The sequence below is a fragment of the Flavobacterium sp. genome, assembly GCF_965277525.1.
Classification (GTDB): domain Bacteria; phylum Bacteroidota; class Bacteroidia; order Flavobacteriales; family Flavobacteriaceae; genus Flavobacterium.
In genome coordinates, this window is the sequence record NZ_CBDIDC010000003.1 from 84,073 (window position 1) to 110,004 (window position 25,932).

Consider the following 25,932-nt stretch of genomic DNA (forward strand, 5'->3'; position numbering starts at 1 on the left):
TATTTCGTTTGTAAGAAATATAATCCGTGTTATTCTGTGTAATCTGTGGCTAAACCCAGATTCTTTTATTTAAGATTCAAAAGATTGCATCGTTACCAGTTTGTTATAGGTTCCGTTATGTGCAATCAATTCGTCATGTGTTCCTTGTTCTACTATTTTTCCTTTTTGCATTACGACAATCAAATCTGCTTTTTGAATCGTTGAAAGTCGGTGTGCAATTACGATCGAAGTTCTGTTTTGCATCATATTCTCCAAAGCGACCTGAACAAATTTTTCGCTTTCCGTATCCAATGCTGATGTAGCTTCATCTAAAATCATAATTGGAGGATTTTTCAATACCGCACGAGCAATTGATAGACGTTGTTTTTGTCCGCCTGAAAGCTTGTTTCCACTATCACCAATATTAGTATAAATTCCTAAAGGTAAATCTTTAACGAACTCAAAAGCATTGGCGATTTTCAGCGCTTCAATAATTTCATCGTCTGTAGCATCTAATTTTCCTAATGAGATATTCGCTTTTATGGTGTCATTAAACAAGATACTGTCCTGAGTTACTAATCCCATTAAGCTGCGAAGCGACTGTAAGTTCATGTCTTTGATGTTGATTCCGTCGATTGAAATTGTTCCGTCGTTCACGTCGTAGAAACGGGTCAATAAGTTGGCAATCGTACTTTTCCCACTTCCGGATTGTCCCACAAGTGCAACTGTTTGGCCTTTTTTGATAGAGAGAGAAAAGTCTTTTAAAACGGTTTCATTTTCGTATTTAAAATTTACATGCTGAACACTGATGTTATCGTCAAAAGAAGTTTTTTCGATCGCATCCGGTTTAGATATGATCGTGTTTTCTTGTTCAAGAACTTCAAGAACACGTTCAGCTGCGGCGTTTCCTCTTTTTACTCCGTAAGAAGCTTTAGAGATTGCTTTTGCAGGTGTTAGGATATTATATGCTAATCCCATATAGGCAATAAATGAAGGACCACTTAAAGTCTTGTCAATTAAAACCATTTGTCCTCCATACCATAATAAAATAGCAATAACGGTAATTCCCATAAACTCACTTGCAGGCGAAGCTAAGTTCTGGCGATTGCCTATGGAGTTGGATAAATTGAAAAAGCGTTCTGTTGAATTTTGAAAAACAGTATTAAAATAGTTTTCTGAATTGTATCCTTTTACGACTTTCAATCCACCAATAGTTTCTTCAATAGTAGATAAAAAAGCACCTTGTTCCTCTTGCGCTTTTGTGGATTGTTTTTTAAGCTGTTTTCCAATTAATGAAATAATGTAACCTGAAATCGGAATAAAAATAAAAACAAATAACGTTAATTTGGTGCTAATAATCAGCATTGTTGTTATAGTAAAAAGTATCGTTAATGGTTCTTTTACAATAAGTTCCAATATGGCTAAAAATGAGTTTTGAACCTCATTGACATCAGCAGAAATTCTCGAGATAACATCTCCTTTTCTTTTCTCGGAATAAAATGCCAAAGGAAGTTCCAGTGTTTTTTTATACATAGCATTTCGCATGTCTTTTAAAACGCCATTTCGTAAAAAAGTGATGAAAAACATAGCCAGATAATCTGCTAAGTTTTTTAATAAGAAAATCGAAATTATAATTGCTACCATTATAGCTAGAATGTAACCAGGATCATGATCGCCTTTTGTTGTAGTGATATAATAGCTCAGATAATCTTCTCCATACTTCTGGAGATTTAAAATTCCCTGATAGACCGGTTTTATTCTTTTTGCCTTTGTTTGGTCAAATAATACCTGAAGCATTGGTATTAAAGCAACAAACGAAAGTGTGCTAAAAAGCGCATACAAAATATTAAAAAAGATATTTAAGAATGCGTATTTTTTATACGGATATATAAAAGGAACTATTTTTTTGAAATTACTCATTTATTATGGATGTTATTTTCTGCTATGGCAATGGCTCTTTCGAGTTTTTCCAGCAATAATTTTTTTTCTGGTAATTGGGTTAAATAAGCTGAAACTTTGATTTGTTCATCATTGTCAAGCATTAAATAATTAATTTGTTCAGGTGATTTTTCACTGCACAAAATTAATCCAATTGGTTTGTTTTCGCCTTCTTTTTGTTCGTTTTTCTCCAACCAACGTAAATAAAGCTCCATTTGACCTTTGTAACCTGTTTTAAATTTACCAAGTTTTAAGTCGATGGCAACTAATCGGCGTAGGCCGCGATGATAAAAAAGTAAGTCAATGTAAAAATCTTCATCATCAATCGTTATTCTTTTTTGACGGGCAAGAAAAGCGAATTCGCTGCCCATTTCAGTAATGAAATTTTGTAATTGAGCTAAGATCGAACTTTCCAGATCTTTTTCAGAATAAGTGTCGTGTAATCCTAGAAAATCTAAGAAATAAGGGTCTCGAAAAGTTAAATCAGGGCTAATTTGTTTTTCGTTTTTTAATGCGGCTAAATCATTAAGTATGGTTTGTTCGGGCTTCTTGCTGATTGCGGTTCTTTCAAAAAGCATACTGTCGATGCGTTCTTGTAAAGTTCTGACACTCCATCTTTCATGAATACTCATCTGGATGTAGAATTCACGTTTTATATCGCTTTCAATGCTTAATATAGAGTACAAATGTGACCAGCTCAATTGTGCAGACAGTGTCTGCACAATTGTAAAGTCTTGAAAAATAGTATTTAGTTTTATGAAACTATGAATGTTTCTTTTACTAAATCCCGTTCCGTATCGTTTTGAAAGTTCTGAGCTCAGGATTTGAATTGTTTTCTTTCCATAATCAGCACGATCATTTTTTAGAATCTCTTCATTAATGGTCTTTCCAATTTTCCAATACAAAAGGGTTAATTCCTGATTAACCGTTTTAGCAACAAAATGACGGGTCTGATCTATTAATCCTATAATCGAATTTAATAGTTCAGGCTGATCATTTGTGTGCGGTTTGTCACTCATTTGATCTATTTCAAATGCATTCCTGCAATGATGTTTTGTATTTTTTCGTCTAAGAAACTTTCTGCAGCATCAAAATTAGCAACCGAATCTAATTCTGCATTAACGCTAATATAGAATTTGATTTTAGGCTCAGTTCCGCTAGGTCTTGCACAAATTTTAGAACCATCCTCGGTATAATAAATCAATACGTTAGATTTTGGAATAGACATGGCAGATTCTTCTCCGGTCAATAAATTTAAAGCAACTGACGATTGATAGTCTTCAACCATAATTACTCTTTGACCACTAATTTCTTTCAAAGGATTTTGACGTAAATCAATCATCATCTGATTGATTTCCTGTAAGCCTTCCATTCCTTTTTTGGTCAAAGAAACTAAGGATTCTTTGTAAAAACCATTTTCAACATAAAGCTGTAAAAGTTCTTTGTAAACACTGCTTCCTGCTGCTTTTGCCTGAGCTGCAACTTCGCAAATTAATAAGGTAGCTGCAACAGCATCTTTATCTCTTACAGCATCACCTACCATAAAACCAAAGCTTTCTTCCCCGCCTCCAATAAATTCGAGTTCAGGAAAATCCTTGATCATTTTGGCAATCCATTTAAAACCGGTTAAGCCCACTTTGCATTCAACGCCATAACTGGTCGCTAATTCCATCATCATTGGAGTCGAAACGATAGTAGAGCCTACGAATTGTTTTCCATTTATTTTTCCTGCTTTTTTCCATTGTTTCAATAAGAAAGAAGTCATAAGGATCATGGTTTGATTTCCGTTAAGTAAAATCATTTTACCATCATTATTTCTAACGGCAACTCCTAAACGATCACAATCGGGATCTGTTCCCACCACAATGTCAGAGTTGGTTTTGTCAGCCAAAGCCAAAGCCATAGTCAAAGCTTCAGGTTCTTCAGGATTTGGAGATTTTACCGTTGGAAAATCACCGTTTGGTTCTGCCTGTTCCGGAACGATATGAACATTTTTATAGCCCGCTTGATCTAAGGTATCAGGAATTGATTTTATAGAAGTTCCGTGCAATGAAGTAAAAACAATCTGTAAATTATCTTTGGCTGCAGTCGGAGTATTAAAACTTGCGTGTTCTATAGATGATTTTATAAAAGCTTTATCGATCTCACTGTCAATGTACTCGATCAGGCTTTCGTTGGCATTAAATTTAATTTTATCGTAACCTAAGTTTTCGATGATATTGATAATCGCAGCATCTTGCGGAGGTACAATTTGTCCACCATCTTGCCAGTATACTTTATAACCGTTATACTCGGGTGGATTGTGTGAAGCTGTTAATACGATTCCGCATTGACAACCTAAATATTTAAGAGCAAAGGATAATTCAGGAGTAGGTCGTAAGTCAGAAAACAAATAAACATGAATTCCGTTTGCCGAGAAAACATCCGCAACAACCTTGGCCAACGTATTACTGTTATGGCGACAATCATAAGCAATAACCACTTTTAAAGGCTGGTTTGGGAAAACCTCATGCAAATAATCAGACAATCCCTGAGTGTTTTTTCCAAGGGTATATTTGTTGATTCTATTGTTTCCAACGCCCATAACACCGCGCATTCCGCCAGTTCCAAATTCGAGGTTTTTATAAAAACTTTCCTCAAGTTCCTTTGGCGACGTTGTCATTAATTCCTTAACGGCTGCTTGTGTTTCTTTGTCAAATGTAGGAGTCAACCATTCGTTTACAGCATTCAAAATATTAGGTGCTATATTCATCATTCGTATATTTTTATGTTTAAAATAATAATAATTTTCAGGAGCTATTCCTGCTGTCATTCCAATCTTTTTTATTGTAGAAAAAACAATAAAAAAGGATTTTCCCTTCAAATGAAATTCACTGAACTCTAATAAAAATAGAAGTATAGCGACCTAATCAGGGCTGGGGCTTCAGGTTAAAAATTAACCTCTCGGGCAACTTTATAACGGGCTTCATTGCTTTTAGTTCTCAAAATAATCTCCCCCAAAAAGCCGGCTAAGAATAATTGAGTTCCTAATATCATAGTAGTTAAAGCGATAAAAAACCACGGATTACTGGTAATTAAGCTGTATTTCATTCCGTTATACATATGGTACAATTTCGAAATACCAATATAACCTGCCAATAAAAAACCGATAATAAACATCAATGAACCCATTGCGCCAAATAAGTGCATTGGTCTTTTTCCGAATCGGGATAAAAACCAGATCGTAATTAAATCCAGGAATCCGTTTATGAAACGTTCCATCCCAAATTTAGTTTCACCATATTTACGGGCCTGGTGAATAACTACTTTTTCGCCAATTTTATTAAAACCCGCATTTTTTGCCAGAACAGGAATGTATCGGTGCATTTCGCCGGAAACTTCAATGTTTTTGACCACGGTATTTTTGTATGCTTTTAATCCACAGTTAAAATCATTCAATTCAACTCCGGACGTCTTTCTGGCTGCCCAGTTGAATAATTTAGACGGAAGATTTTTTGCCACAACAGAGTCGTAGCGTTTCTTTTTCCAGCCTGATACCAAATCAAATTTTTCTTTGGTAATCATTTCGTATAATCCCGGAATCTCGTCAGGACTATCCTGTAAATCGGCATCCATAGTAATAATAACGTCACCTTTTGCTTTTGCAAAACCGGCATGCAAAGCCTGAGATTTTCCAAAGTTCTTCATGAAACGAATTCCTTTTACATTGGGGTTTTCGTTAGAAAAACTTTCAATAATATTCCAAGAATCATCCGTACTTCCATCATCTACAAAAATGATTTCATAAGAGTAATTGTTAGATTGCATCACTTTGATAATCCACGTATAGAGTTCTTTCAGTGATTCCTCCTCATTAAGAAGCGGTATAAGTATAGATAGATTCATTTATATTTTTATTCTTGTATAGTAGTTTTGCTTTTAAAAAATGCTGCGAAAATTAATCCAAAAATGGAACTGACTACTATAGCAAAAACAGATCCTTTCAGTAATTCTACGGTAGAGTACGGATTTGTTTCTTTCATTTTAGCAATAGTTTCATTAATGGCTGAAGCCGGTGATCCGAATTTTTGCATCATTCCTGCTGTGTATTTAATGATCAATTCATTCAAAGTATCTTTTGCAGCCGGATCAATAAAATTGAATAAAATAATATTAAAAAAAGTAGAAATCAGAATTCCGGTTACGGCAGCTATAAAATAGGTAGTAAATGCCTCCTTAAAAGGGAAAATACCCTTTAAATCTTTCTTAGTTTTAGAAAGTAAAACAATACTTATAGTAAGATTAATTGCCAAACTTAATAGCCCAATCCACCATGAAGTGAATAAGTTTAAATCAATCGCATATATAGTAGTTGTAACTAATGCAGATGCAATTCCAATCATTACACCATAAGTAATACCATTCTTTTTTATAACTTCATTAATCATATTTCTATATGTTTTAAAATTAATCCACAAATATAGCAATTCCCAATATAATGAGAGAGAAAAAAAGCTTTTTGAATTTTGCTAAAAAAAGTGTACTAAATGTTTGTTTATTGAAAAAGAATTGTAAATTTGCACACTCAAAAATAATTAAATTTTTAAACAAAAAAGAGTATCCTTTTGTTTACACCTTTTTCTAACCATGGAAAAGCTTCAAAATAAAAATGCTCTAAACAATAAATAAAAGAAAAGATGAAAAAAGGAATCCACCCGGAAAATTACAGATTAGTTGCATTTAAAGACATGTCAAATGACGAAGTTTTTATCACTAAATCTACTGCAGATACAAAAGAAACAATTGAAGTTGACGGAGTTGAGTATCCAGTTGTAAAAATGGAGATTTCAAGAACATCTCACCCTTTTTATACTGGTAAATCTAAACTTATCGATACTGCAGGACGTATTGATAAATTCAAAACTAAATATGCAAAACACGCTAAATAATAAAAGCTGTTTTTACTTATACAGAGCCTTCCAATCGGAAGGCTTTTTTTATGTGTAAAATTTAACCGCAAAGTGTGCAAAGATTTTTTATCAGATAGTATGTTTAGAAAACACAAAGTTCGCAAAGCTTTGTGTCCATTTAGCTTTGCGAACTTAGCCTTTCTTTATAAAAAACTAATAGTAAAAATCTTTGCGCACTTTGCGGTTAAATAATTATCAATATGAAGATCATGCTTCTTCATATTATTTAGCCTTAAATCTAAAAAAAAGCAATATTTTCTTATTTTGACTAAAAGGCTTTTTAATCAAACCCATAAATATTTGTAACTTTGATCTCGATAACCAAATCAAGATTTTAACAAGTATCAAATTTAATATTTATGAATTACATTCTTTTTGACGGTCCCGTCCGGAATGCTTTGTTACCTTTTACTTTTACAAGACCTGTTGCTGATATACTAATCGGAATAATGACGATTCGCCAAAAATGGGAATCGCGTTTAGGTTCGACCATAACAACGATTACCGAGGAATATCTGTCTGAAAAGTTTCCAATGGTAGAATTAGAAGAAAATGTCATGATCAGTGCAGCGTATTTACCAAATGATACGCTTGCTGAAATGGTCTCTGATCTGACAACCAATCAGGCAATTTTTAAAGGCGACGATGTAATTGCTTTTTTTACAAATGAAAATCAGGAAGAAGTTGATTTTGATTCGTATGAAATTATTCAGTACAGCGGAGAGGCTTTAACAGTAGAACATACATGGGATATTTTTTCTAAAAATGATGCCGCTATTCGTGAAGACTTTCTTTATTTGACTGAAGATAGAAAATCACAGCCAATCCCAAAAAGTGTCAATGTTATTGCACCTGAAAATATATTTATTGAAGAGGGAGCAAAATTAGAATTTGTAACTTTAAATGGTTCAGCTGGTCCTATATATATAGGTAAGAACAGCGAAATCATGGAAGGAACTGTAATTCGTGGTCCTTTTGCTTTATGCGAAAATGCACAAGTAAAATTAAATGCCAAAGTGTACGGAGCTACAACAGTTGGTCCCGGATCCAGAATAGGTGGAGAAGTTAAAAATTCAGTGCTATTTGCCAATTCAAATAAAGGGCATGATGGATTTTTAGGTGATTCTGTTTTAGGTGAATGGTGTAATATTGGAGCAGACAGCAACAATTCAAACCTGAAGAACAACTATGAAGAAGTAAAACTGTGGAGTTACGAAACCGAAGGTTTTGCCAAAACCGGACTTCAGTTTTGCGGTTTGATGATGGGAGATCATAGTAAATGCGGAATCAATACGATGTTTAATACCGGAACTGTAGTGGGAGTAAGTGCTAATATCTTTGGAAGTGGTTTTCCCCGCAATTTTGTTCCGAGTTTTTCCTGGGGAGGGGCAGCAGGTTTTACCACTTACGTAACCAAGAAAGCTTTCGAAACGGCAAAGTTAGTTATGGGCAGACGAAACATAGATTTCGATGAAATAGAATCCGGAATCTTAGAGCACATTTTTGAGGAAACTAAAAAATGGAGAAAAGATTAATTCAATTAGATAATTAGTCCATTTGATAATGAGATAATGTAGCAAACCCGACAGTTTTTTTAAACTTGTCGGGTTTTATATTTAAAATTAATTGTTATTTATCAATCTTAGTAAAATCTCCTTTTAGGTTGAATTTTAATTCTAAACCGTTGGTTAGTTTAATTTCATAACCAAAAGTTCCTATTTCTATTTTGGTTATTTTTTCTTTAGGGAAATTTGTTTTTACATAAGCAGCAATTTTTTGTGGAATAATAGATTTTGGAATGGTGTTGCTTTTTCCATCAACTTCTTTCCAGTTTCCTTTTTTGTCAAATTCAATTTCAAGTTTATTATCAAACTGAACTTTGTATTCTGTAGAGAGGACTTCTTTGTCCTGCAGTATGTAGCTGGGTTTTTTTGATCCAAAGTGAGTCTTTAAGAAAGTTTGTGCATTGGCTGGTAAAGCTTCTTTTTTGATCACGGTTTTTTGTGCATTGGCAGAAAGTCCAAATATTAATCCTGCAATTAGGCTGGCTATCAAGTTTAATTTCGTTCTCATAATTTTTATTTTTTTTTGAATTCTTAATAAAGATAGCAATAAAATTCCGTGAATATGTAAGAGTAATTATATGATTTAAAAAACTAAGAGGACTGTAATCTAAATTATATTGTCTAATACTCTAATTAATCTATCTTTGCGCTTTCAAAAAAAAATACTTGCTGAGAAGTCTAAAAAATCTAAGCGGTCTAAAATCTAAAAATCTAAATGATTACAGTTAACGATATTTCGGTTCAGTTTGGTGGAACTACACTATTTAGCGATGTTTCTTTTGCTATAAATGAAAATGATAAAATTGCCCTTATGGGTAAAAATGGTGCGGGAAAATCGACACTTTTAAAAATAATTGCAGGTCAGAGCAAACCTTCTACCGGAAGTATTTCGGCTCCAAAAGAAGCTGTTATTGCCTATTTGCCTCAGCATTTATTGACTAAAGATGGTTCAACTGTCATGGAAGAAGCATCCAAAGCTTTTGGTGAGATTTTTAAAATGAAAGCTGAAATCGATGAAATCAACGAACAATTAACGGTTCGTACTGATTATGAAAGTGATGCTTATATGAAATTGATCGAAAGAGTTTCTGACTTAAGTGAGAAATTTTATGCAATTGAAGAAGTAAATTACGAAGCTGAAGTTGAGAAAATATTAGTTGGTTTAGGTTTTGAGCGTGAAGATTTTACGCGTCAGACTTCTGAATTTTCAGGAGGATGGAGAATGCGTATTGAACTGGCTAAAATTTTATTACAAAAACCGGATCTGATTTTACTGGATGAGCCAACCAACCACATGGATATCGAAAGTATTCAATGGTTAGAAGAATTCCTGATTAATTCAGCAAAAGCAGTTGTGGTAATTTCGCACGATAGAGCATTTGTAGATAATATTACCAATCGTACTATAGAAGTTACAATGGGAAGAATCTACGATTATAAAGCAAAGTATTCTCATTACTTAGAGCTAAGAAAAGACCGTCGTATACACCAGCAAAAAGCGTACGATGAGCAACAAAAAATGATTGCTGATAACAGAGCTTTTATCGACCGTTTTAAAGGAACATTCTCTAAAACCGATGCGGTGCAGTCTCGTGTTAAGATGCTTGAAAAACTGGTTATCGTACAAGTTGATGAAGTTGATAATTCAGCATTAAAATTAAAATTCCCACCGGCAGCACGTTCAGGGCAATATCCTGTTGTGGTCAAAGAACTTTCTAAATCCTACGGAGATCATGTCGTTTTTAAAGATGCAAATGTTGTCATCGAAAGAGGTGAGAAAGTCGCTTTCGTAGGTAAAAATGGTGAAGGAAAATCGACTATGATTAAAGCGATCATGAAAGAAATTGGTATTGATGAAGGAAGTGTCGAGATTGGACACAATTCTCAAATTGGATATTTTGCCCAAAATCAGGCTTCATTACTAGATGAAAACGCTACCATTTTTGAAACTATTGATGCAATTGCTGTTGGTGATGTTCGTACACAAATAAAAAATATTCTTGGAGCATTTATGTTTCAGGGTGATGATATTACCAAAAAAGTAAAAGTACTTTCGGGAGGAGAAAAAACGCGTTTGGCAATGATCAAATTATTGTTGGAACCCGTTAACTTATTGATTCTGGATGAACCTTCAAATCACCTGGATATGAAAACCAAAGACATTATTAAAGATGCATTGCGTGATTTCGACGGAACCCTGATCCTGGTTTCTCACGATCGTGATTTCCTTGACGGATTAGCCACAAAAGTTTTTGAGTTTGGAAACAAACGTGTCAAAGAACATTTTGAAGATGTTGCAGGTTTCCTTGCTCATAAAAAAATGGATTCTATGAGAGAGATTGAAAAGTAATCCGGCTAAAAGAGCTTTAAAAAAAGACATAAGTCGATTCTTATGTCTTTTTTTTATGGGATAAAAGTAAAGATTTAAACTTCTTTTAAAATGCTTTTCTTTTTAAAATATAAAGCGATATAAGCTGCAATAGCACATACTATACCTATAATGACCATGTTCCAAACAGGTCTTGTGGTTTGTGAAAATGTTCCGTTTTCAATAATTAATATTCTAAAAGCTTTCAGGAAGTGGGTCAGCGGAATCACGTTGGCAATTGCCTGAACTGCTTGAGGCATTTGGCTTAAAGGCCAGGTAAAACCACTTAAGATAAAACTTGGCGTTGCAATTACCATTAAAATTTCGGTAGCTTTTAATTGATTGGGAACTAAAATACTTACCAGAATCCCGATGAAAGATACGGAGAGTACAAATATTCCGGCTATAAAGGTAAGTGGAAGTAGATTGTCATAAAAAGGAAGTCTGAACCATAAAGTAAAAAGCCAATATATAAACCAGATACCAAAACTCATTAATAGATAAGGAATAATTTTTACCGCCAGCAGGTTTAAAATCGAAGGGCATTTTTTTACTAATTCTTTAAAAGTTCCATTCTCAAATTCTGAAGCAAATGAAAGTGCCAGTCCTAACAAAAGAACTTGTTGAAGAACTGTAGCTAAAACACCCGGCCAAAGAAAATACATATAGTTAGTGCTTCGGTTGTATTTTTTTATAAAAGTGGTTTTGAACGGTTCGTACTGCGAGGCCAGTAGGTTTTCCGGAACACCTTGTTTTCTTAATGTTTCAATCTGAACACCTGCTTTTAAGGTTCCGAGACAAACCTGTATGGCTGTTGAAGCATAATTAGCCGTTAAGACATTGGATGTGTTTACGATAGTGGTAATTTCCGGATACTTTTTTGTGAGCGTCATTTTTTCGAAATCTTTCGGAATGATAACAACGCAGGTTGCTTCTTTTTCGATAGCAATCCTGGAAAGATTGTTCTGATCGTACAAAATTGAGGCAATGGATAAAACTTCATTGTCCTCAAACATCTGAATGGCTTTTGAGCTTAACTCTGATCGGTCCTGATCTACAATAATGATGGGCAAATCAGTTACCTTACCTTTACCATACACATATCCCAATAAAACACCATATAGTATGGGGGCTCCAATGAATAGCAAACGGAGTACTTTATTACTCCAGAATAATCGGAATTCCCGTTTCAGCAATGAAAAGAAATTTTGCATAGTCAAAGAGATAAAGTAACAGTTGTTTTGGTAATGAGGTCTTTTGTTTCGTCACTGTTGGCAGGTGTTATTTTTATTTCAAATAAGCTCTCCTGCATTTCGTAATCCGGGTATGCTGTTGCAATATTGCCATAAGCGCCCAGTTGTTTTATGGTAGCAATAGTTCCTTTTATATCTTCTTTTTTATAAGGAACATGAACTGTAATTTCTTGTCCTTTTTTGAATTTTGCTAATTGGTTTTCAGGAATTGTAAAACGGAAATACGTACTGTTGGCAATGTACCCATTAAATAAAGTATAACCGGGTAGTGCGAGTTCCCCAAGATTTAAAGTAATAGTTTCTATACTCATATTTTGTGGTGCAATAATATACCGTTCCTTGTCTGCAGTTTCTACTTCCTGTAATGCACCAAGAGCTCTGTCTTGTTGGCCCAGCGCCATTGTTTGTTGTTCGATACGTGCTCCTTTTTTGGCATCATCCAATTCTGCAACGACAGCATTGTATTGCGCTTGTGCTCCCTGATATTTGGCAAAAGTTTCATCATATGTTTGTTGCGATATCAGGGAATCTTTAAGCATATTGGTCAATCGCTTAATCGATTTTTGAGCGAACTCATATTGTTCCTTTAATCCCATTTTTTTTGCTTCAAGCTGCTTAATTTGATTTTCCGTTGCTCCTTTTACAGCCATTTTATATTGTGCTTTAGCAGATATAACAGCTCCTTCTGCCTGACTTTTTTTAGCGTCTACTTCCGGAATGTCAAGAATAGCCAGGGTATCTCCTTTTTGAACAATGTCCCCTTCTTTGACAAAGATTTTTAAAATCTTGCCTGGTATTTTGCTGACAACGGCAATTTGTTCCTTCTCTATTTTTCCCTGAATTACATTTTCCTTTTTTGCTTTTTTGCAGCTTATAAAAATGAAAATTAAACTGATTATGATAATTGCTTTTTTCATAAAATAGAACTTTTATTTAGATAATTTTTTTGATAAATCGCCCGTAGCAATTATAGTTTCTATAGCAGATAGTCGTTGTTCGATTAAAGTAGTGGTTTTGTTTACAGATGCCTTATAAGAATCATTTTCTGCTTCAAGACGTTCGGATATATTGATAAGGCCTTCTTTGTATTGTTTGATTGCGAGATTTAAATTGTTATCTGCTACTTTTTCCTGTTGTTGGGTAATGTCAATTTTTTGAGTTAGAACACTATAATCAACAAGGTTTTTTTCAAGAAGTAATTCCAGTTTTTCTTTGGCGTCATCAATCTGGTTTTGAGCTTGTTCGATATTAATTTTGGCTTCATGTACTTTATGTTTCCTTTCAAAGCCCGAGAATACTTCCCATTTTATTGCTGCGCCCACAACCCAGTTGTTGCTTATGGTTACTTCGTTTAAGCCTAAGTATAAAGCTTGATTGATTCCGGTAATAATGGGTGTTGTAGCATTTGCATCAAATAAACTCGAATATGACACGCCTCCAAATGCGCCTAAGGTGGGTAGGTAAGTGCCTTTTTCCTTTTTTAATAAATACTCGTAAGCAGTCTTAAAAGACTCCAAAGCTTTTATCTCCTGTTTGTTTTGCGTACTTAATTTTTCGTCTGTAATTAAATAAGGAACTAAATTATATTGAACATTCTGGATTTCAGTAATCGAATAACCTGTCAGGTATTGGATTTTTTTATAAACTAACTTTCGTTTCCCGTCTAATTCGATTTTTTTAGTGGCTAATTCTAGTGAAGCTAACTTAATTTTATCTCTGTCGTAAGGAATTGCGAGCCCTTGCTCTATCGCTTTTGTTACACGTTTGGTTTCTGTTTCTAACCGGTTTTCACTATCTTTTATAAGTTTATCTATTTGTTTTAATAGTTCAAGCTGATCAAATGTATTGATAACATCTTTTATGATTTGATCTTTCTCGGATTCCTTTAAGAACTCTGTTCCTTTTGTTTTCTCGTGTATGGCTTTGGCTCCATTGGGAATTTGCATTCCGCTAAACAGAACTGTTTTTGCCATGACGCTTCCGTTAAAGATATTTCCGTAGTTTTTAAAAGCAGTTTTCCCGTCAAATAACGGATAGTTTACAATAGGTATGGTAGCCGTAGGAAGATCGACGGTTAATTTATTGTCAAAATAAGAGTAAAGTGCACTCGCTTCAACCGTTGGGATGTATTTATTCCAGACTCCTTTTTCCTGAAGATTTAGTTTTTCAATATCTAAATCTTTGTTTTTTAAGGAGACGCTTTTCTCAATTGCTTTTGTAATAGCATCTTCTAACGATGTTGAGATTTCAATCTGACCATAGCTGTAACTTAATGAAAGAAAGAAAATAAAAAAAGATAATTGTTTTCTCATTGTAATTTTGTTTCTATAGTTGTAATAAATCTTAAACGATTTTTTGTAAGATATTCCAAAAAAGACAAGTATATCCTGAGATGGGGTATTTACAAAGTTAAGAATATAAATCTTACATTATTGATTTTAAAATTATTAAAATCCTGAAAATTTTTAAAAAACTATTTTTGTATTTTGTAATTGTAATACAAAAAGTTACATAAAATAAGGTAGTAATGTTAAAGCTTGTAAGTTTTTTTATACCTTAGTGATACCATTTATGAATTAACTAATTATTAATATGAAAAAGATTGTATTGTTTTTTACTATTTTGATAAGTAGTTTGTTTTGTATTCCTACATTTTCTCAAACGGATAATGAACCAGTTGCTTTGGGCTTGCCGGGAGATAACCTTAGTTTGTATGCGGTATTGGATATTTTTCAAAAATCTAAAACTTTAGAGGATTTTGAAAAAGCGTTAAATGATCCGGATAATAAGGTTAATAACATGGATTTAAATAATGATGGAGAAATCGATTATATTGAGGTAGAGAGCCATAAGGAAGGTAATACGCATGTAATTGTACTTCAGGTTGCGGTCAATGATAAGGAAACACAGGATGTTGCCGTTATCGAAGTTGATAAAGATAAGAAGAACAATATTCATGTTCAGGTTATTGGAGATGAAGATCTGTATGGTAAAAATTATATTGTAGAGCCTGCAGATACCAATGTTTCAGGAACTCCGAATCCCGGTTATAAAGGAAGTACTACTGTGATCGTAAATAATAATACAACCAATAATTATAATACTACAACCAGTCCGGATTATGCAACTGCGAGTGTAAGTGCTTGGCCGGTAGTTTTGTTTTTGTTCTCTCCCATATATGTTGCGTATAGATCACCTTGGCATTGGGGATATTATCCTCCTTACTGGCGTCCTTGGCGTCCTGTTTATTATCATGATTATTGGGGGTATCATGGGCATTATTATAGAAATCCTTATTATCGAAGAACGGCTGTTATAAGAAATCCAAGGTATTATAATGATTATGCAAGAAGAAGGAATACCTCTGTAATAGTAAGAAATAATAGAACCAACGGACGTTATAATACAACTTATAATGGAAGAGAATATAAAAGGCCGGCTCCAGTAACAAGGCCAACCAGACCTGGAAATACAACCAGACCTGGAACACGTCCTGTGAATCCGTCTACCAGACCCGGAAATACAACCAGACCAGGAACACGTCCTGTGAATCCGTCAACCAGACCTGGAAATACAACCAGACCAGTAACGCGTCCTGCAAATCCGTCTACCGGACCCGGAAATACAACCAGGCCGGTAACACGTCCTGTGAATTCATCAACCAGACCCGGAGGCACAACAAGACCAACGACGCGTCCTGTTACTCCTGCGAATCCTTCAACACGACCTGTGCAGCCTGTAACAAGGCCAACTACACGTCCGGTTACTCCAGTCAATCCTTCGACAAGACCTGCTGCTGTGAGACCTGCACAACCTCGTCCTGCGGCAAGACCGTCAACGCCAAGACCTGCAAATGGCGGCTCTGAGAGAAGATAGTTAAATAAGAGATAAGGAGGTAAGGCTAAAAGAGCAAATAGCGAACTAATTTTTATTTACAAAGCTTATGAATAAATCTTTACTAGTAAAATTTGTTTTTATTTTCTTTATAACGCCATTTTTTATAAATGCTCAAGATGTTAATGCGCAAATACCAACAGATTCCGATAACAGTATTAAGTATCCGCAATTTCAGTTTAAAGGTCTTTTACAGGCAAGATATTTAGAAAGTTTTGGCGAAAATGTTGATGTTTTGGGAGTTCACCATTCTACGGGTGAAGTGACTCAAAGTTCGTTTGACATTAAAAGAATGCGTGTTGGTCTTAATACTAAATTAAGTACTACTACTGAAGTTGTGATTTTAGTAAATCTGGCTGATTTTAAATCTGACCCTAAAGGGAAGGTCCTTGAAAATGCTTATGGAAAATACACTTTTAATAAATATATTGCATTAACCGGAGGACAATTTCGTCCGGCATTTGGTATTGAAGAATTGGTTCCGGTAGATATTATAAAATCATTTGATTTTTCGAATCAGTATTATGAATTTGGCAAAAATGGCTGGACGAGTTTTCAAATCGGAGCGTCTGCAACAGGAGCGTTCGATATTGGTAAGATCCCTGTAAATTATGCAATTTCAGTTTTAAACGGAAACGGAAGAAATCAGGAAATGGATAATGATAATGGAAAACAATATGCAACAAGATGGGTTTTTGAATTGTCTAAAGTTCATAAAATAAATCTAGGATTAAACGGAGGTATAGGAAAAAGAGCTGATCAAAAAGTATTTGCTGTAGGTGCCGATATTACCAGTGATTTTAAGCTTACCGATAGATTTAGTTTTGATTTGCAAATTGAATACAAACAAGGAAGTAATCAAAACTTATATTTCTCTTTACCTGTTGATGGCAGAACGTCAAATGTTGACGATTATCAAATGAGGGGAGTTTATTTTTTACCGAATTTAAGATATATAGTCGATTATAAAAAATTGTCTTCTCTGGAATTGTCTTGTCGTTTTGAATCTTTTGATAATAATTTTAAGGTCAACTCTAATGTGCGAAAGACATATACGCCAATGATAAGTCTTGAATTTGGTAAAGCTTATTTAGGCCGTATAGAAATGGGATTTGAGATCGATCGATATGATAAAAACATTCCCGATACGTCTTTTTATAATGATGATTTGTTTCTCATCCAGTTACAACTTCGACTTTAGTATAATTTAATTCTTGTTTTTTATGAAAGAAGTAAAAATTTCTCAAACCCTAATCACGCTTGCCGTTGGAATTGCGATTTGGTTAATTCCAGCTCCGGATGGTGTAAAAATTGAAGCCTGGCACTTGTTTGCCATTTTTGTTGCTACCATTCTGGGAATTATTTTGAAGGCGGCTCCAATGGGAACAATGTGTATGATTGCCATTGCATTAACGGCTTTTTCACAAGTTCTGGCTCCCGGTGAGGCAGGTAAATCTATTACTTTGGCTTTGAGAGGTTTTGGAGATAAGGTAATTTGGCTTATCGGAATTTCGTTTTTTATAGCAAGAGGTTTTATTAAAACAGGTTTAGGAAACAGAATTGCTTTTTTATTCATTAAAATATTTGGGAAAAGTTCACTTGGTTTAGCGTATGGCTTGGGATTAGCTGATTTGGTTTTGGCTCCGGCCGTACCAAGTAATACTGCAAGGGGAGGAGGTATTATTTATCCTATTATGAAATCTATGGCAATGAGTTTTGGTTCAATGCCGGATCAGCCTGAAACACACAGAAAATTAGGTTCATATCTTACTTTGAGTAGTTATAATGCTAACTTAATTGCTTCGTCTATGTTTTTAACGGGTACGGCGAGTAATCCAATGTGCCAAAAATTTGCGCTTAACTTAGGAATCAAAATCACTTGGATTTCCTGGGCAACGGCAGCGATTGTTCCCGGTTTGGTTTCCTTTTTTGTGATTCCTTTTGTATTATATAAAATTTATCCGCCAGAATTAAAGAAAACAGGAGATGCTCCTCAAATTGCAATGCAAAAATTGAAAGAAATGGGAGCAATCACTCGTAACGAATGGTTGATGTTATTGACTTTCTTTATTTTGTTATTTCTTTGGATGACCGGAGATCTTTTTTCTATTGATGCTACAACAACAGCATTTATTGGCCTTGTCGTTTTATTGCTTACTTCGGTTTTAACCTGGGAAGATGTAAAAGCAGAGAAAGGTGCGTGGGATACCATTGTATGGTTTTCGGTTTTAGTAATGATGGCAAGTTCGCTCAACGAGTTGGGGTTTATAGGCTGGTTTAGTAATTTGGTAAAAGTTCAAATAGGAAGTTTAAGCTGGCAAATGGCTTTTCCTATTATTATACTGGTGTACTTTTTTAGTCACTATCTTTTTGCGAGTGCAACCGCACACGTAGCCGCAATGTATGCGGCTTTACTGGGTGTGGGTGTTTCGCTTGGAATTCCGGGTTTATTGTTAGCTTTTATGCTTGGTTTTGTGGGATCGCTTTACGGAACTTTAACCCATTACGGACACGGGCCGGCTCCGGTTTTCTTTGGTAGCGGCTATGTTGATTTAAAAAGCTGGTGGGTCAAAGGCTTAGTCACCGGAGTAACAATGTTGTTTATTTACATGGTTATTGGTGGGCTTTGGCTAAGAATTATTGGATATTTTTAATATTAGATTCTAATTCCGGGAGGAAGTAATTCCTTGTACGTAGGATTTTTTTTAATGAATAATACAATCCTTGGATGAATAGGCATTAATTTAAATTTCTTTTCGATGATAATTTCCATGATGTTTTTAAGTACTACATCAATTAATGCTTGATTGTCAAAACCTTCAGGTTTGTTGATTTTAGTCAGGAAGATTTTCTTTTCCTGAAATGAATATTCAACTGAAAGTAATCCTTCAGGGACTATGGTTTCAAATTGTCTTGCAAAAGTGTTGTCTTTGATTTCCATAGTTTCAATAGGTTCCATATTAGTCATGTTTTTTGGGGTATTGATTAAAAAAATAATAGAAAAAGAACGTCATCAGTATGATATAAAGATCTTGGAGGGATCATTTATATAATGCTTATAAAGACTGCAAAGGTAATCATTTGATTTTCAATATGGAATTATTTTTTAAACAGGTTACAAGTGCTTGTAATTCCTGGGTTTTTTGTAATCTTGTTACTCCTAAAAAAGAATTATGGTGTAAGATTTGCGGTGTATATTATTAAAAAAAGTAATTTTAGCTTCAAATTAATTCTGTAATCATAATTCCTTCTCTGACAAATGAGTAAAATTCCTGTATATTTTATGCCTGGTTTGGCAGCCAGTCCGGCTATTTTTGAAAGAATCAAATTAGACGAATCTGTTTTTGAGGTCTGTTTGCTGGAGTGGGAAATTCCGCGGCCCAAAGAATCCTTGTCTGATTATGCATTGCGAATTTCGAAAAATATCAAACATGAAAATCCGGTTTTAATTGGGGTTTCGTTTGGGGGGATCCTGGTTCAGGAAATGGCAAAACACATTCAGGCGCGAAAAGTGATTATTATTTCTAGTGTTAGAAGTAATGCAGAATTCCCGAGAAGAATGAAAATTGGAAAAACTACAAAAGCATACAAGCTGATTCCGATGAAGTTAATCTTAAATATCGAGAATCTGGCAAAATATTCTTTTGGAGAAAAAATCAATAAACGCATTAAGTTATACGAGAAGTTTTTAGCGGTTCGAGATCTCAAATATTTGCAATGGGCAGTAGAATCAGTTATTTTATGGGACAGAAATGAGATCGATTCAAAGGTGATTCATATTCATGGTGATCAGGACGATGTTTTTCCTATAAAGTATATTAACAGTTGTATCGTTGTAAAAGGCGGAACCCATATCATGATCCTGAATAAATACAAATGGCTGAATGAAAATTTGCCATCGATTATATTGGAAGAGTAAATTCTAATTTTCAAATTCCAAATTTCAAAAAAAAATCTAAAGTCTGCAATCTAAAATAAAAAATCCCAAATTCACGATTGGAATTTGGGATTTCAATATTATAATTTAAAGAAGCTTAGATTTTCTTCATTTGATCTTTCATCATTGTAATTTGCTCTTTCAGCATTCCTTGTTTGTCTAATTTCTTAGCTTCGTTGAGCAAATTAGTTGCTTCAAGTTTTCTACGACGTGACATCGCAACTCCGGCAAGGTTTAATTTTGCTACGGCTAAATCCATATCCATAGATAATCCAAGTTCGATTGCTTTTTTGAAATGTTTCTCGGCTTGATTGATATTGGTTTGTGATAACATGATTCCGTGCAGGTAATTAAAGTATCCTTGTTGTTTTCTTACCAAAGCAGCTTCGGGGTTTTTGATGTATGCCAGCCATTTTTTAGCGCCTTCGAAGTCTTGTTTTCGTAATTTAAGGAAAGCTAAAAGGATAAATTCGTTTTTAAAGTAAAGAAAAATAGGAATTGCCGTCAATAATATAAGGAAAATTCCATTCCCGATATTACTTTCAGTAAATTGCCAGATGCCAGCAACTACAAGAAGTCCGGCTAAAATAAGTTTAATATTTTTGTGAAACATAATAGATGTATATTTATGATTGCAAATATAGTAAAATGAATTAAAAATATTTTTATAAAACTACTTGCGAGAAAAAAAAGTCTTTGTATATTTGCACTCGGTTTTGGAACAACGATATTCAAAACAGAAAAACAGAAAATAGACACCATTTTAAAGATACAAAGCAATGAGCAAAAGAACATTTCAACCATCGAAAAGAAAAAGAAGAAATAAGCACGGATTTATGGACAGAATGGCTTCTGCGAATGGAAGAAAAGTTCTGGCGCGTAGAAGAGCAAAAGGAAGACATAAATTAACTGTTTCTAGCGAGCCTAGACACAAAAAATAATGTTTCTATAAACATAAATAAGGCGTTACTTTTTTTAGTATCGCCTTTTTTTATACCTTGTCGGTAAAAAATTCTCAACGTTCTAGTTTAGAATAGACTAAGAATGTTTTTTAAAGTACTTTATATAACTACACAATACAAATAAAATGCCTAAAGACACATCAATAAAATCAGTTTTAATAATAGGGTCAGGACCTATTGTTATTGGTCAAGCTTGCGAATTTGATTATGCAGGTTCTCAATCTGCACGTTCTATTCGTGAAGAAGGAATTGAAGTTATCTTGATAAACTCGAATCCAGCGACTATCATGACCGACCCTACAATGGCCGATCACGTATATTTGAAACCACTAACTACAAAATCGATTATTGAAATTCTGAAAGAACATCCACAAATTGATGCTGTTTTGCCTACCATGGGTGGACAAACGGCTTTGAATTTATGTTTGGAAGCTGAAGAAAAAGGAATCTGGCAGGATTTTGGAGTAAAATTAATTGGAGTTGATGTAAACGCCATTAATATTACGGAAGACAGAGAGCAGTTTAAACAGCTTTTAGAAAGAATAAATGTGCCAACTGCACCTGCAAAAACAGCGACTTCATACTTAGAAGGAAAAGAGATTGCTCAGGAATTTGGTTTTCCACTTGTAATTCGTCCTTCGTTTACGCTTGGAGGAACCGGAGCAGCAATTGTTTACAAAAAAGAAGATTTTGATGAGCTTTTAACCCGTGGTCTTGAAGCGTCACCAATACATGAAGTTTTGATTGACAAAGCTTTGATGGGATGGAAAGAATATGAGTTAGAACTTTTAAGAGATAAAAATGATAATGTTGTAATCATTTGTTCAATCGAAAATATGGACCCAATGGGAATTCATACCGGAGATTCGATCACGGTTGCGCCAGCGATGACATTATCTGATACTACTTTCCAAAAATTACGTGACTATGCCATCCTGATGATGCGTAGTATTGGTAATTTTGCAGGAGGTTGTAACGTACAATTCGCAGTTTCACCAGACGAAAAAGAAGATATCGTAGCGATCGAGATTAATCCTCGTGTGTCTCGTTCATCAGCTTTAGCATCAAAAGCAACGGGTTATCCAATTGCTAAAATTGCTTCTAAACTAGCTTTAGGATACAATCTTGATGAATTGCAAAACCAAATTACAAAATCTACTTCAGCTCTTTTTGAACCCACTCTTGATTATGTAATCGTGAAAATACCACGTTGGAACTTTGATAAATTCGAAGGTGCTGACAGAACTTTAGGTCTTCAGATGAAATCTGTTGGTGAAGTTATGGGAATTGGACGTTCGTTCCAGGAAGCGTTACATAAAGCAACTCAATCTCTTGAGATTAAGAGAAATGGCTTAGGTGCTGACGGAAAAGGATATAAAAACTACGAAGAAATTATCGAGAAACTAACTTTTGCAAGTTGGGATCGTGTTTTTGTAATTTATGATGCAATCGCAATGGGAATTCCGTTGAGCCGTATTCATGAAATCACAAAAATAGATATGTGGTTCTTAAAACAATACGAAGAGCTTTATACTTTAGAGAAAGAAATTTCGAACTATAAAATTTCGACTCTTCCAAAAGAACTTTTGCTTGAAGCGAAACAAAAAGGTTTTGCCGACAGACAAATTGCTCACATGTTAAATTGTCTTGAAAGTGAAGTACATACTTTGCGTATGGATAAAAATATTAACCGTGTGTTTAAACTGGTTGATACTTGTGCAGCTGAGTTTAAAGCAAAAACACCTTATTATTACTCCACTTTTGAGGCTGAAATCGAAAAAGCAAATGGTGAGCGTTATGTAGATAACGAAAGTATTGTAACAGATAAAAAGAAGATCATTGTTCTGGGTTCAGGACCCAACAGAATTGGACAAGGAATTGAGTTTGATTATTCTTGTGTACACGGAGTCTTGGCTGCAAAAGAATGTGGTTACGAAACGATCATGATCAACTGTAATCCTGAAACGGTTTCGACAGATTTTGATACAGCGGATAAATTGTACTTCGAGCCAGTTTTCTGGGAACATATATATGACATCATTCAGCATGAGAAACCAGAAGGTGTTATTGTGCAATTAGGTGGTCAAACGGCTTTGAAACTGGCTGAAAAATTATCTAAATACGGAGTAAAAATCATCGGAACTAGTTTTGATGCACTTGATTTAGCGGAAGACAGAGGTCGTTTCTCCGATTTATTAAGAGAATTACATATTCCTTTCCCACAATTCGGAATCGCTGAAACTGCTGACGAAGCTTCTGCACTTGCAGATACTTTAGACTTCCCATTATTGATTCGTCCTTCTTATGTATTAGGTGGTCAGGGAATGAAAATCGTAATCAACAAAAAAGAACTGGAAGAACACGTGATCAATTTATTGAAAACTATTCCAGGAAATAAATTGCTTTTAGATCATTATTTGGCCGGAGCAATCGAGGCCGAAGCGGATGCAATTTGTGATGCTGACGGAAATGTATACATCATAGGAATTATGGAGCATATCGAACCTTGCGGAGTTCACTCTGGAGATAGTAATGCTACTTTGCCTCCTTTTAACCTGGGAGAATTTGTAATGCAACAAATTAAAGATCATACGGTAAAAATTGCGAGAGCGCTGAAAACGGTTGGTTTAATCAACATTCAGTTTGCGATAAAAGACGATACGGTTTATATTATCGAGGCAAATCCTAGAGCATCTAGAACGGTACCGTTTATTGCGAAAGCGTATGGGGAGCCGTATGTAAACTATGCTACGAAAGTAATGTTAGGGCATAATAAAGTAACTGACTTTGATTTTAACCCGCAATTAAAAGGATATGCGATCAAACAACCGGTTTTCTCTTTCAGTAAATTCCATAATGTAAACAAAGCATTAGGACCGGAAATGAAATCGACAGGAGAAAGTATCTTGTTTATTGATGACTTAAAAGATGATCAGTTCTACGAATTGTATTCAAGAAGAAAAATGTATTTGAGTAAATAATCTCAAATCCTGATATAAAAAAGCTCCATGAAAAATGGAGCTTTTTTTGTTTTAGTACTGATTAGTTGTCTAGTTCATTAAAGTTTTGATCAAGCTTTTTGATTAATTTCAAATATAGAATTTTGTATAGCAACCATATTGTATAAGTAATCAGTGATAACAATAAAATTAGAATACTATAAAAAAGGGTCTGAAAAATAAGTGGGCTGTTTTGTGAATTACTATGGCTGATGAAGTTTTGGTAAGAGGAATTGGTGTTTAAATATAAATAAGCAAAAGCAATAGCGTTTAAATTAAAAAAAATTAAGCTGACATGGATATAATTATAAACTGATTTCCTTGTTTTTAAAATATTATTTGATAATTCTTTAAGATTTGAAGTTGTATTAATTTTTTTAAAGTTGAGATAGAACTGTACTATAAAAAAAACAAAAATGATATAATAGAAATAATCTAAGTATATCATTATCTTATTATTTTGAATATCGAGTATTTCTTTGGTAAAAAGCTTCTTACCGTCTAAGAAGAAAGGTAAGAAAGAAAGTGTAAATTCTATTAAGCTAATAATGAGAATTCTTTTTACAATTGAATTGGAGTTCAAATGTATTATTTTTTTTAATTCGGAATTTTCAACATAAGTGTTTGAGTTTATATTATTCCACGCTATTTTTAAAATATTTAGATGGTTCTGGCTTTTCATAACTAATCTTTTTTGATTAGTCTCTTTTTTTTATATAAAGTTACAAGGAGAAATTAAAGTCAATATTATGTGTTTTTCTTCTGTAATAGTAATCATGTTCAGTTAAAGTAAGGTTATGCTCTTTATTGGATAATAGAGCCTATTAGTGCAGCTTAAATCTTTTCCCTTTTATAAGGTTTGAAAATTCGACATGAAAAGACGGTGAATAAAAAAAGCTCCGTTTTCATGGAGCTTTTTTTGTGGTTTAATTTGGAAGTTGGTTTGATTAATAATTTTTTGAAATATTATTCGTTAGATAATGACATATTATCTCTCGTGTTTTTTTGTACCGAAATAGCACCAAACAAAGCTAATAAAAATGCAAAAGCATAAAACCCTTTCTCGCTTGGTAAAATGGTGGCATTCCAAAGTCCTACTACCAATAATACAATTGATAATAGCGTTCCGAACCAGCAAATTCCGTAGTAGATATCTGTTACAGGAAGTTTTTCAAGTCTGTCTCTAACGCTTTTTTGCAGTGAAACTACTGCGAAAAGACCAAACATTAAAACGGTAAAGTAGTATCCTTTTTCGTTTAGAAGCATTTCAGCTCTCGCAAGTCCAACTATAAAACCAACTGTTCCTGCTCCAAGAGCTACCCAAGATGCCGCTATAAAGGCATTCGATGTTTTTTGTACCATATTATTTAATTTATTTATATTTCGAAAAAATTCCTGAATCCGTAGCTGTCCAATAACAACATTTTTGCCCGCTTGCTTTTAAACCACTGTTGGCCCAGGTGTTACAAGTATGAAACAAACTATAGCTTCCGTTAGCTTCATAGAAAGCATCATTCTTGCCGTAAACTGCATTTGTTTTTATAGGTAAAAAATTGCCTGAATTATCCTTTTGAAAACTTTTGGAGATGTATTGTATCAAACGATCGTATTGCTCTTTGCTGATTGCCATTTTTTTGCAATCATCGCCTTCTTTTAAATTTTTATAATAAGTGGCATGAATGGCAGTAGTGCTTAATCCCGATGCGGCTTTGAAAGCCACAGATGCTTTTAAGTCAGACCATTCAGGTGTTTCTAAATAAAAACCTTTGTCTCCCCAGCCCATTGCCAGATATTTATAAGTGGAATCGGCAGCTTTTGTGTTTTCAAATTTTACTTGTTTGCTCCAGTCGATCTGATCATTTTTAGTTGGCATAACGATATCTGTATGAACACCATTGGTTAAAATATAAATTTCGACTTCGGGTTTTGTATTTGGTTCCTGCTTGACTGTGATTTTAGAAAGAGAAAATACTGCTATTAGGTATATTAAAATAAATCCCAAAAGTACCAGAAATATTCTAAGCGTAATTTTTAATGCTTTTTTCAATGCGTATTGGTTTTTATTTTTTCTTCGAAAGGTTAGTTAAT

General features: G+C 34.2%; 22 protein-coding genes. 9 read left to right on the forward strand and 13 right to left on the reverse strand.

Features of this window, described 5'->3' with window-relative positions:
* Positions 1-69: 69 nt before the first annotated feature.
* The 5 genes from ACQY44_RS07010 to ACQY44_RS07030 all read right to left on the reverse strand — a co-directional run bounded on the left by ACQY44_RS07010 (position 70) and on the right by ACQY44_RS07030 (position 6,344).
* Positions 70-1,899 carry an ABC transporter ATP-binding protein gene (locus tag ACQY44_RS07010; protein ID WP_428229689.1) on the reverse strand — a complete coding sequence of 610 codons (1,830 nt, stop codon included), beginning with the start codon at positions 1,897-1,899 and terminating at the stop codon, positions 70-72.
* The gene (locus ACQY44_RS07015; protein WP_428229690.1) at positions 1,896-2,936 is read right to left on the reverse strand and encodes a PDDEXK nuclease domain-containing protein; all 1,041 of its coding nucleotides are present in this window, start codon (positions 2,934-2,936) and stop codon (positions 1,896-1,898) included. The genes ACQY44_RS07010 and ACQY44_RS07015 overlap by 4 nt, the downstream gene beginning before the upstream one ends.
* 5 nt (positions 2,937-2,941) lie before the next feature.
* Positions 2,942-4,669 carry a phospho-sugar mutase gene (locus ACQY44_RS07020; protein ID WP_428229903.1) on the reverse strand — a complete coding sequence of 576 codons (1,728 nt, stop codon included), beginning with the start codon at positions 4,667-4,669 and terminating at the stop codon, positions 2,942-2,944.
* Positions 4,670-4,845: 176 nt separating this feature from the next.
* Positions 4,846-5,802 carry a glycosyltransferase family 2 protein gene (locus ACQY44_RS07025; protein ID WP_428229691.1) on the reverse strand — a complete coding sequence of 319 codons (957 nt, stop codon included), beginning with the start codon at positions 5,800-5,802 and terminating at the stop codon, positions 4,846-4,848.
* A gap of 8 nt (positions 5,803-5,810) precedes the next feature.
* Positions 5,811-6,344: a DUF4199 domain-containing protein gene (locus ACQY44_RS07030; RefSeq protein WP_428229692.1), complete on the reverse strand. Its 534-nt coding sequence runs from the start codon at positions 6,342-6,344 to the stop codon at positions 5,811-5,813.
* Positions 6,345-6,593: 249 nt separating this feature from the next.
* On the opposite strand from ACQY44_RS07030, the gene ACQY44_RS07035 reads away from it, so the two are divergent.
* Positions 6,594-6,845: a type B 50S ribosomal protein L31 gene (locus ACQY44_RS07035; RefSeq protein ID WP_310282721.1), complete on the forward strand. Its 252-nt coding sequence runs from the start codon at positions 6,594-6,596 to the stop codon at positions 6,843-6,845.
* 380 nt (positions 6,846-7,225) lie between these two features.
* Positions 7,226-8,401 carry a GlmU family protein gene (locus ACQY44_RS07040; protein WP_428229693.1) on the forward strand — a complete coding sequence of 392 codons (1,176 nt, stop codon included), beginning with the start codon at positions 7,226-7,228 and terminating at the stop codon, positions 8,399-8,401.
* Positions 8,402-8,495: 94 nt separating this feature from the next.
* Here the strand turns inward: ACQY44_RS07040 and ACQY44_RS07045 are convergent, their stop codons facing one another.
* On the reverse strand, positions 8,496-8,939 hold the full coding sequence (locus ACQY44_RS07045) for a PepSY-like domain-containing protein (RefSeq protein WP_428229694.1): 444 nt from the start codon (positions 8,937-8,939) through the stop codon (positions 8,496-8,498).
* A gap of 207 nt (positions 8,940-9,146) precedes the next feature.
* Between ACQY44_RS07045 and ACQY44_RS07050 the strand changes: the two genes are divergently transcribed.
* Positions 9,147-10,781 (forward strand): ABC-F family ATP-binding cassette domain-containing protein, encoded by a 1,635-nt coding sequence (locus ACQY44_RS07050; protein WP_072959000.1) that lies wholly within the window; start codon positions 9,147-9,149, stop codon positions 10,779-10,781.
* 74 nt (positions 10,782-10,855) lie between these two features.
* Here the strand turns inward: ACQY44_RS07050 and ACQY44_RS07055 are convergent, their stop codons facing one another.
* Genes ACQY44_RS07055 through ACQY44_RS07065 form a run of 3 tightly spaced genes read right to left on the reverse strand, consistent with a single transcriptional unit; the run spans position 10,856 to position 14,364 of the window.
* Positions 10,856-12,013: an ABC transporter permease gene (locus ACQY44_RS07055; RefSeq protein WP_428229695.1), complete on the reverse strand. Its 1,158-nt coding sequence runs from the start codon at positions 12,011-12,013 to the stop codon at positions 10,856-10,858.
* A 2-nt stretch (positions 12,014-12,015) separates the two neighbouring features.
* Positions 12,016-12,969, reverse strand: coding sequence for an HlyD family secretion protein (locus ACQY44_RS07060; protein WP_428229696.1), 954 nt, complete (start codon positions 12,967-12,969; stop codon positions 12,016-12,018).
* A gap of 12 nt (positions 12,970-12,981) precedes the next feature.
* Positions 12,982-14,364 (reverse strand): TolC family protein, encoded by a 1,383-nt coding sequence (locus tag ACQY44_RS07065; RefSeq protein ID WP_428229697.1) that lies wholly within the window; start codon positions 14,362-14,364, stop codon positions 12,982-12,984.
* Between the two features lie 280 nt (positions 14,365-14,644).
* Between ACQY44_RS07065 and ACQY44_RS07070 the strand changes: the two genes are divergently transcribed.
* The 3 genes from ACQY44_RS07070 (at position 14,645) to ACQY44_RS07080 (ending at position 18,600) form a co-directional block, all read left to right on the forward strand.
* Complete coding sequence (locus tag ACQY44_RS07070) at positions 14,645-15,928, forward strand: hypothetical protein (RefSeq protein WP_428229698.1); 1,284 nt, start codon at positions 14,645-14,647, stop codon at positions 15,926-15,928.
* Between the two features lie 67 nt (positions 15,929-15,995).
* A complete protein-coding gene (locus tag ACQY44_RS07075; protein ID WP_428229699.1) occupies positions 15,996-17,147 on the forward strand; it encodes a porin in 1,152 nt (383 codons plus the stop codon).
* Positions 17,148-17,169: 22 nt separating this feature from the next.
* Entirely contained in the window at positions 17,170-18,600 is a 1,431-nt protein-coding gene (locus ACQY44_RS07080) for an anion permease (RefSeq protein WP_428229700.1), read from the forward strand.
* Positions 18,601-18,602: 2 nt separating this feature from the next.
* On the opposite strand, the gene ACQY44_RS07085 is transcribed toward ACQY44_RS07080, so the two are convergent.
* A complete protein-coding gene (locus tag ACQY44_RS07085; protein ID WP_428229701.1) occupies positions 18,603-18,914 on the reverse strand; it encodes an N-acetyltransferase in 312 nt (103 codons plus the stop codon).
* 291 nt (positions 18,915-19,205) lie between these two features.
* On the opposite strand from ACQY44_RS07085, the gene ACQY44_RS07090 reads away from it, so the two are divergent.
* Positions 19,206-19,865 (forward strand): alpha/beta hydrolase, encoded by a 660-nt coding sequence (locus tag ACQY44_RS07090; RefSeq protein WP_428229702.1) that lies wholly within the window; start codon positions 19,206-19,208, stop codon positions 19,863-19,865.
* Positions 19,866-19,980: 115 nt separating this feature from the next.
* Here the strand turns inward: ACQY44_RS07090 and ACQY44_RS07095 are convergent, their stop codons facing one another.
* On the reverse strand, positions 19,981-20,496 hold the full coding sequence (locus tag ACQY44_RS07095; protein WP_035682014.1) for a hypothetical protein: 516 nt from the start codon (positions 20,494-20,496) through the stop codon (positions 19,981-19,983).
* Positions 20,497-20,662: 166 nt separating this feature from the next.
* On the opposite strand from ACQY44_RS07095, the gene rpmH reads away from it, so the two are divergent.
* On the forward strand, positions 20,663-20,824 hold the full coding sequence (gene rpmH, locus ACQY44_RS07100; RefSeq protein ID WP_008464848.1) for a 50S ribosomal protein L34: 162 nt from the start codon (positions 20,663-20,665) through the stop codon (positions 20,822-20,824).
* Between the two features lie 146 nt (positions 20,825-20,970).
* Positions 20,971-23,826, forward strand: a complete 2,856-nt coding sequence (carB, locus tag ACQY44_RS07105) for a carbamoyl-phosphate synthase large subunit (RefSeq protein WP_428229703.1) — start codon at positions 20,971-20,973, stop codon at positions 23,824-23,826.
* Positions 23,827-24,810: 984 nt separating this feature from the next.
* Here carB and yiaA read toward each other — a convergent pair.
* Together yiaA and ACQY44_RS07115 are read right to left on the reverse strand one after the other, a co-directional pair.
* Positions 24,811-25,206, reverse strand: a complete 396-nt coding sequence (gene yiaA / locus ACQY44_RS07110; RefSeq protein ID WP_213301687.1) for an inner membrane protein YiaA — start codon at positions 25,204-25,206, stop codon at positions 24,811-24,813.
* Positions 25,207-25,216: 10 nt separating this feature from the next.
* Entirely contained in the window at positions 25,217-25,891 is a 675-nt protein-coding gene (locus ACQY44_RS07115) for a TIGR02117 family protein (protein ID WP_428229704.1), read from the reverse strand.
* Positions 25,892-25,932: the final 41 nt, after the last annotated feature.

Coding starts and splice junctions, on each gene's coding strand:
- ACQY44_RS07065 (WP_428229697.1), bottom strand. CDS start 14,364: ATGAGAAAACAATTATCTTTTTTTATTTTCTTTCTTTCATTAAGTTAC.
- ACQY44_RS07035 (WP_310282721.1), top strand. CDS start 6,594: ATGAAAAAAGGAATCCACCCGGAAAATTACAGATTAGTTGCATTTAAA.
- ACQY44_RS07020 (WP_428229903.1), bottom strand. CDS start 4,669: ATGAATATAGCACCTAATATTTTGAATGCTGTAAACGAATGGTTGACT.
- ACQY44_RS07095 (WP_035682014.1), bottom strand. CDS start 20,496: ATGTTTCACAAAAATATTAAACTTATTTTAGCCGGACTTCTTGTAGTT.
- ACQY44_RS07075 (WP_428229699.1), top strand. CDS start 15,996: ATGAATAAATCTTTACTAGTAAAATTTGTTTTTATTTTCTTTATAACG.
- carB (WP_428229703.1), top strand. CDS start 20,971: ATGCCTAAAGACACATCAATAAAATCAGTTTTAATAATAGGGTCAGGA.
- rpmH (WP_008464848.1), top strand. CDS start 20,663: ATGAGCAAAAGAACATTTCAACCATCGAAAAGAAAAAGAAGAAATAAG.
- ACQY44_RS07030 (WP_428229692.1), bottom strand. CDS start 6,344: ATGATTAATGAAGTTATAAAAAAGAATGGTATTACTTATGGTGTAATG.
- ACQY44_RS07090 (WP_428229702.1), top strand. CDS start 19,206: ATGAGTAAAATTCCTGTATATTTTATGCCTGGTTTGGCAGCCAGTCCG.
- ACQY44_RS07070 (WP_428229698.1), top strand. CDS start 14,645: ATGAAAAAGATTGTATTGTTTTTTACTATTTTGATAAGTAGTTTGTTT.
- ACQY44_RS07060 (WP_428229696.1), bottom strand. CDS start 12,969: ATGAAAAAAGCAATTATCATAATCAGTTTAATTTTCATTTTTATAAGC.
- ACQY44_RS07040 (WP_428229693.1), top strand. CDS start 7,226: ATGAATTACATTCTTTTTGACGGTCCCGTCCGGAATGCTTTGTTACCT.
- ACQY44_RS07050 (WP_072959000.1), top strand. CDS start 9,147: ATGATTACAGTTAACGATATTTCGGTTCAGTTTGGTGGAACTACACTA.
- ACQY44_RS07015 (WP_428229690.1), bottom strand. CDS start 2,936: ATGAGTGACAAACCGCACACAAATGATCAGCCTGAACTATTAAATTCG.
- ACQY44_RS07085 (WP_428229701.1), bottom strand. CDS start 18,914: ATGACTAATATGGAACCTATTGAAACTATGGAAATCAAAGACAACACT.
- ACQY44_RS07055 (WP_428229695.1), bottom strand. CDS start 12,013: ATGCAAAATTTCTTTTCATTGCTGAAACGGGAATTCCGATTATTCTGG.
- yiaA (WP_213301687.1), bottom strand. CDS start 25,206: ATGGTACAAAAAACATCGAATGCCTTTATAGCGGCATCTTGGGTAGCT.
- ACQY44_RS07080 (WP_428229700.1), top strand. CDS start 17,170: ATGAAAGAAGTAAAAATTTCTCAAACCCTAATCACGCTTGCCGTTGGA.
- ACQY44_RS07025 (WP_428229691.1), bottom strand. CDS start 5,802: ATGAATCTATCTATACTTATACCGCTTCTTAATGAGGAGGAATCACTG.
- ACQY44_RS07010 (WP_428229689.1), bottom strand. CDS start 1,899: ATGAGTAATTTCAAAAAAATAGTTCCTTTTATATATCCGTATAAAAAA.
- ACQY44_RS07045 (WP_428229694.1), bottom strand. CDS start 8,939: ATGAGAACGAAATTAAACTTGATAGCCAGCCTAATTGCAGGATTAATA.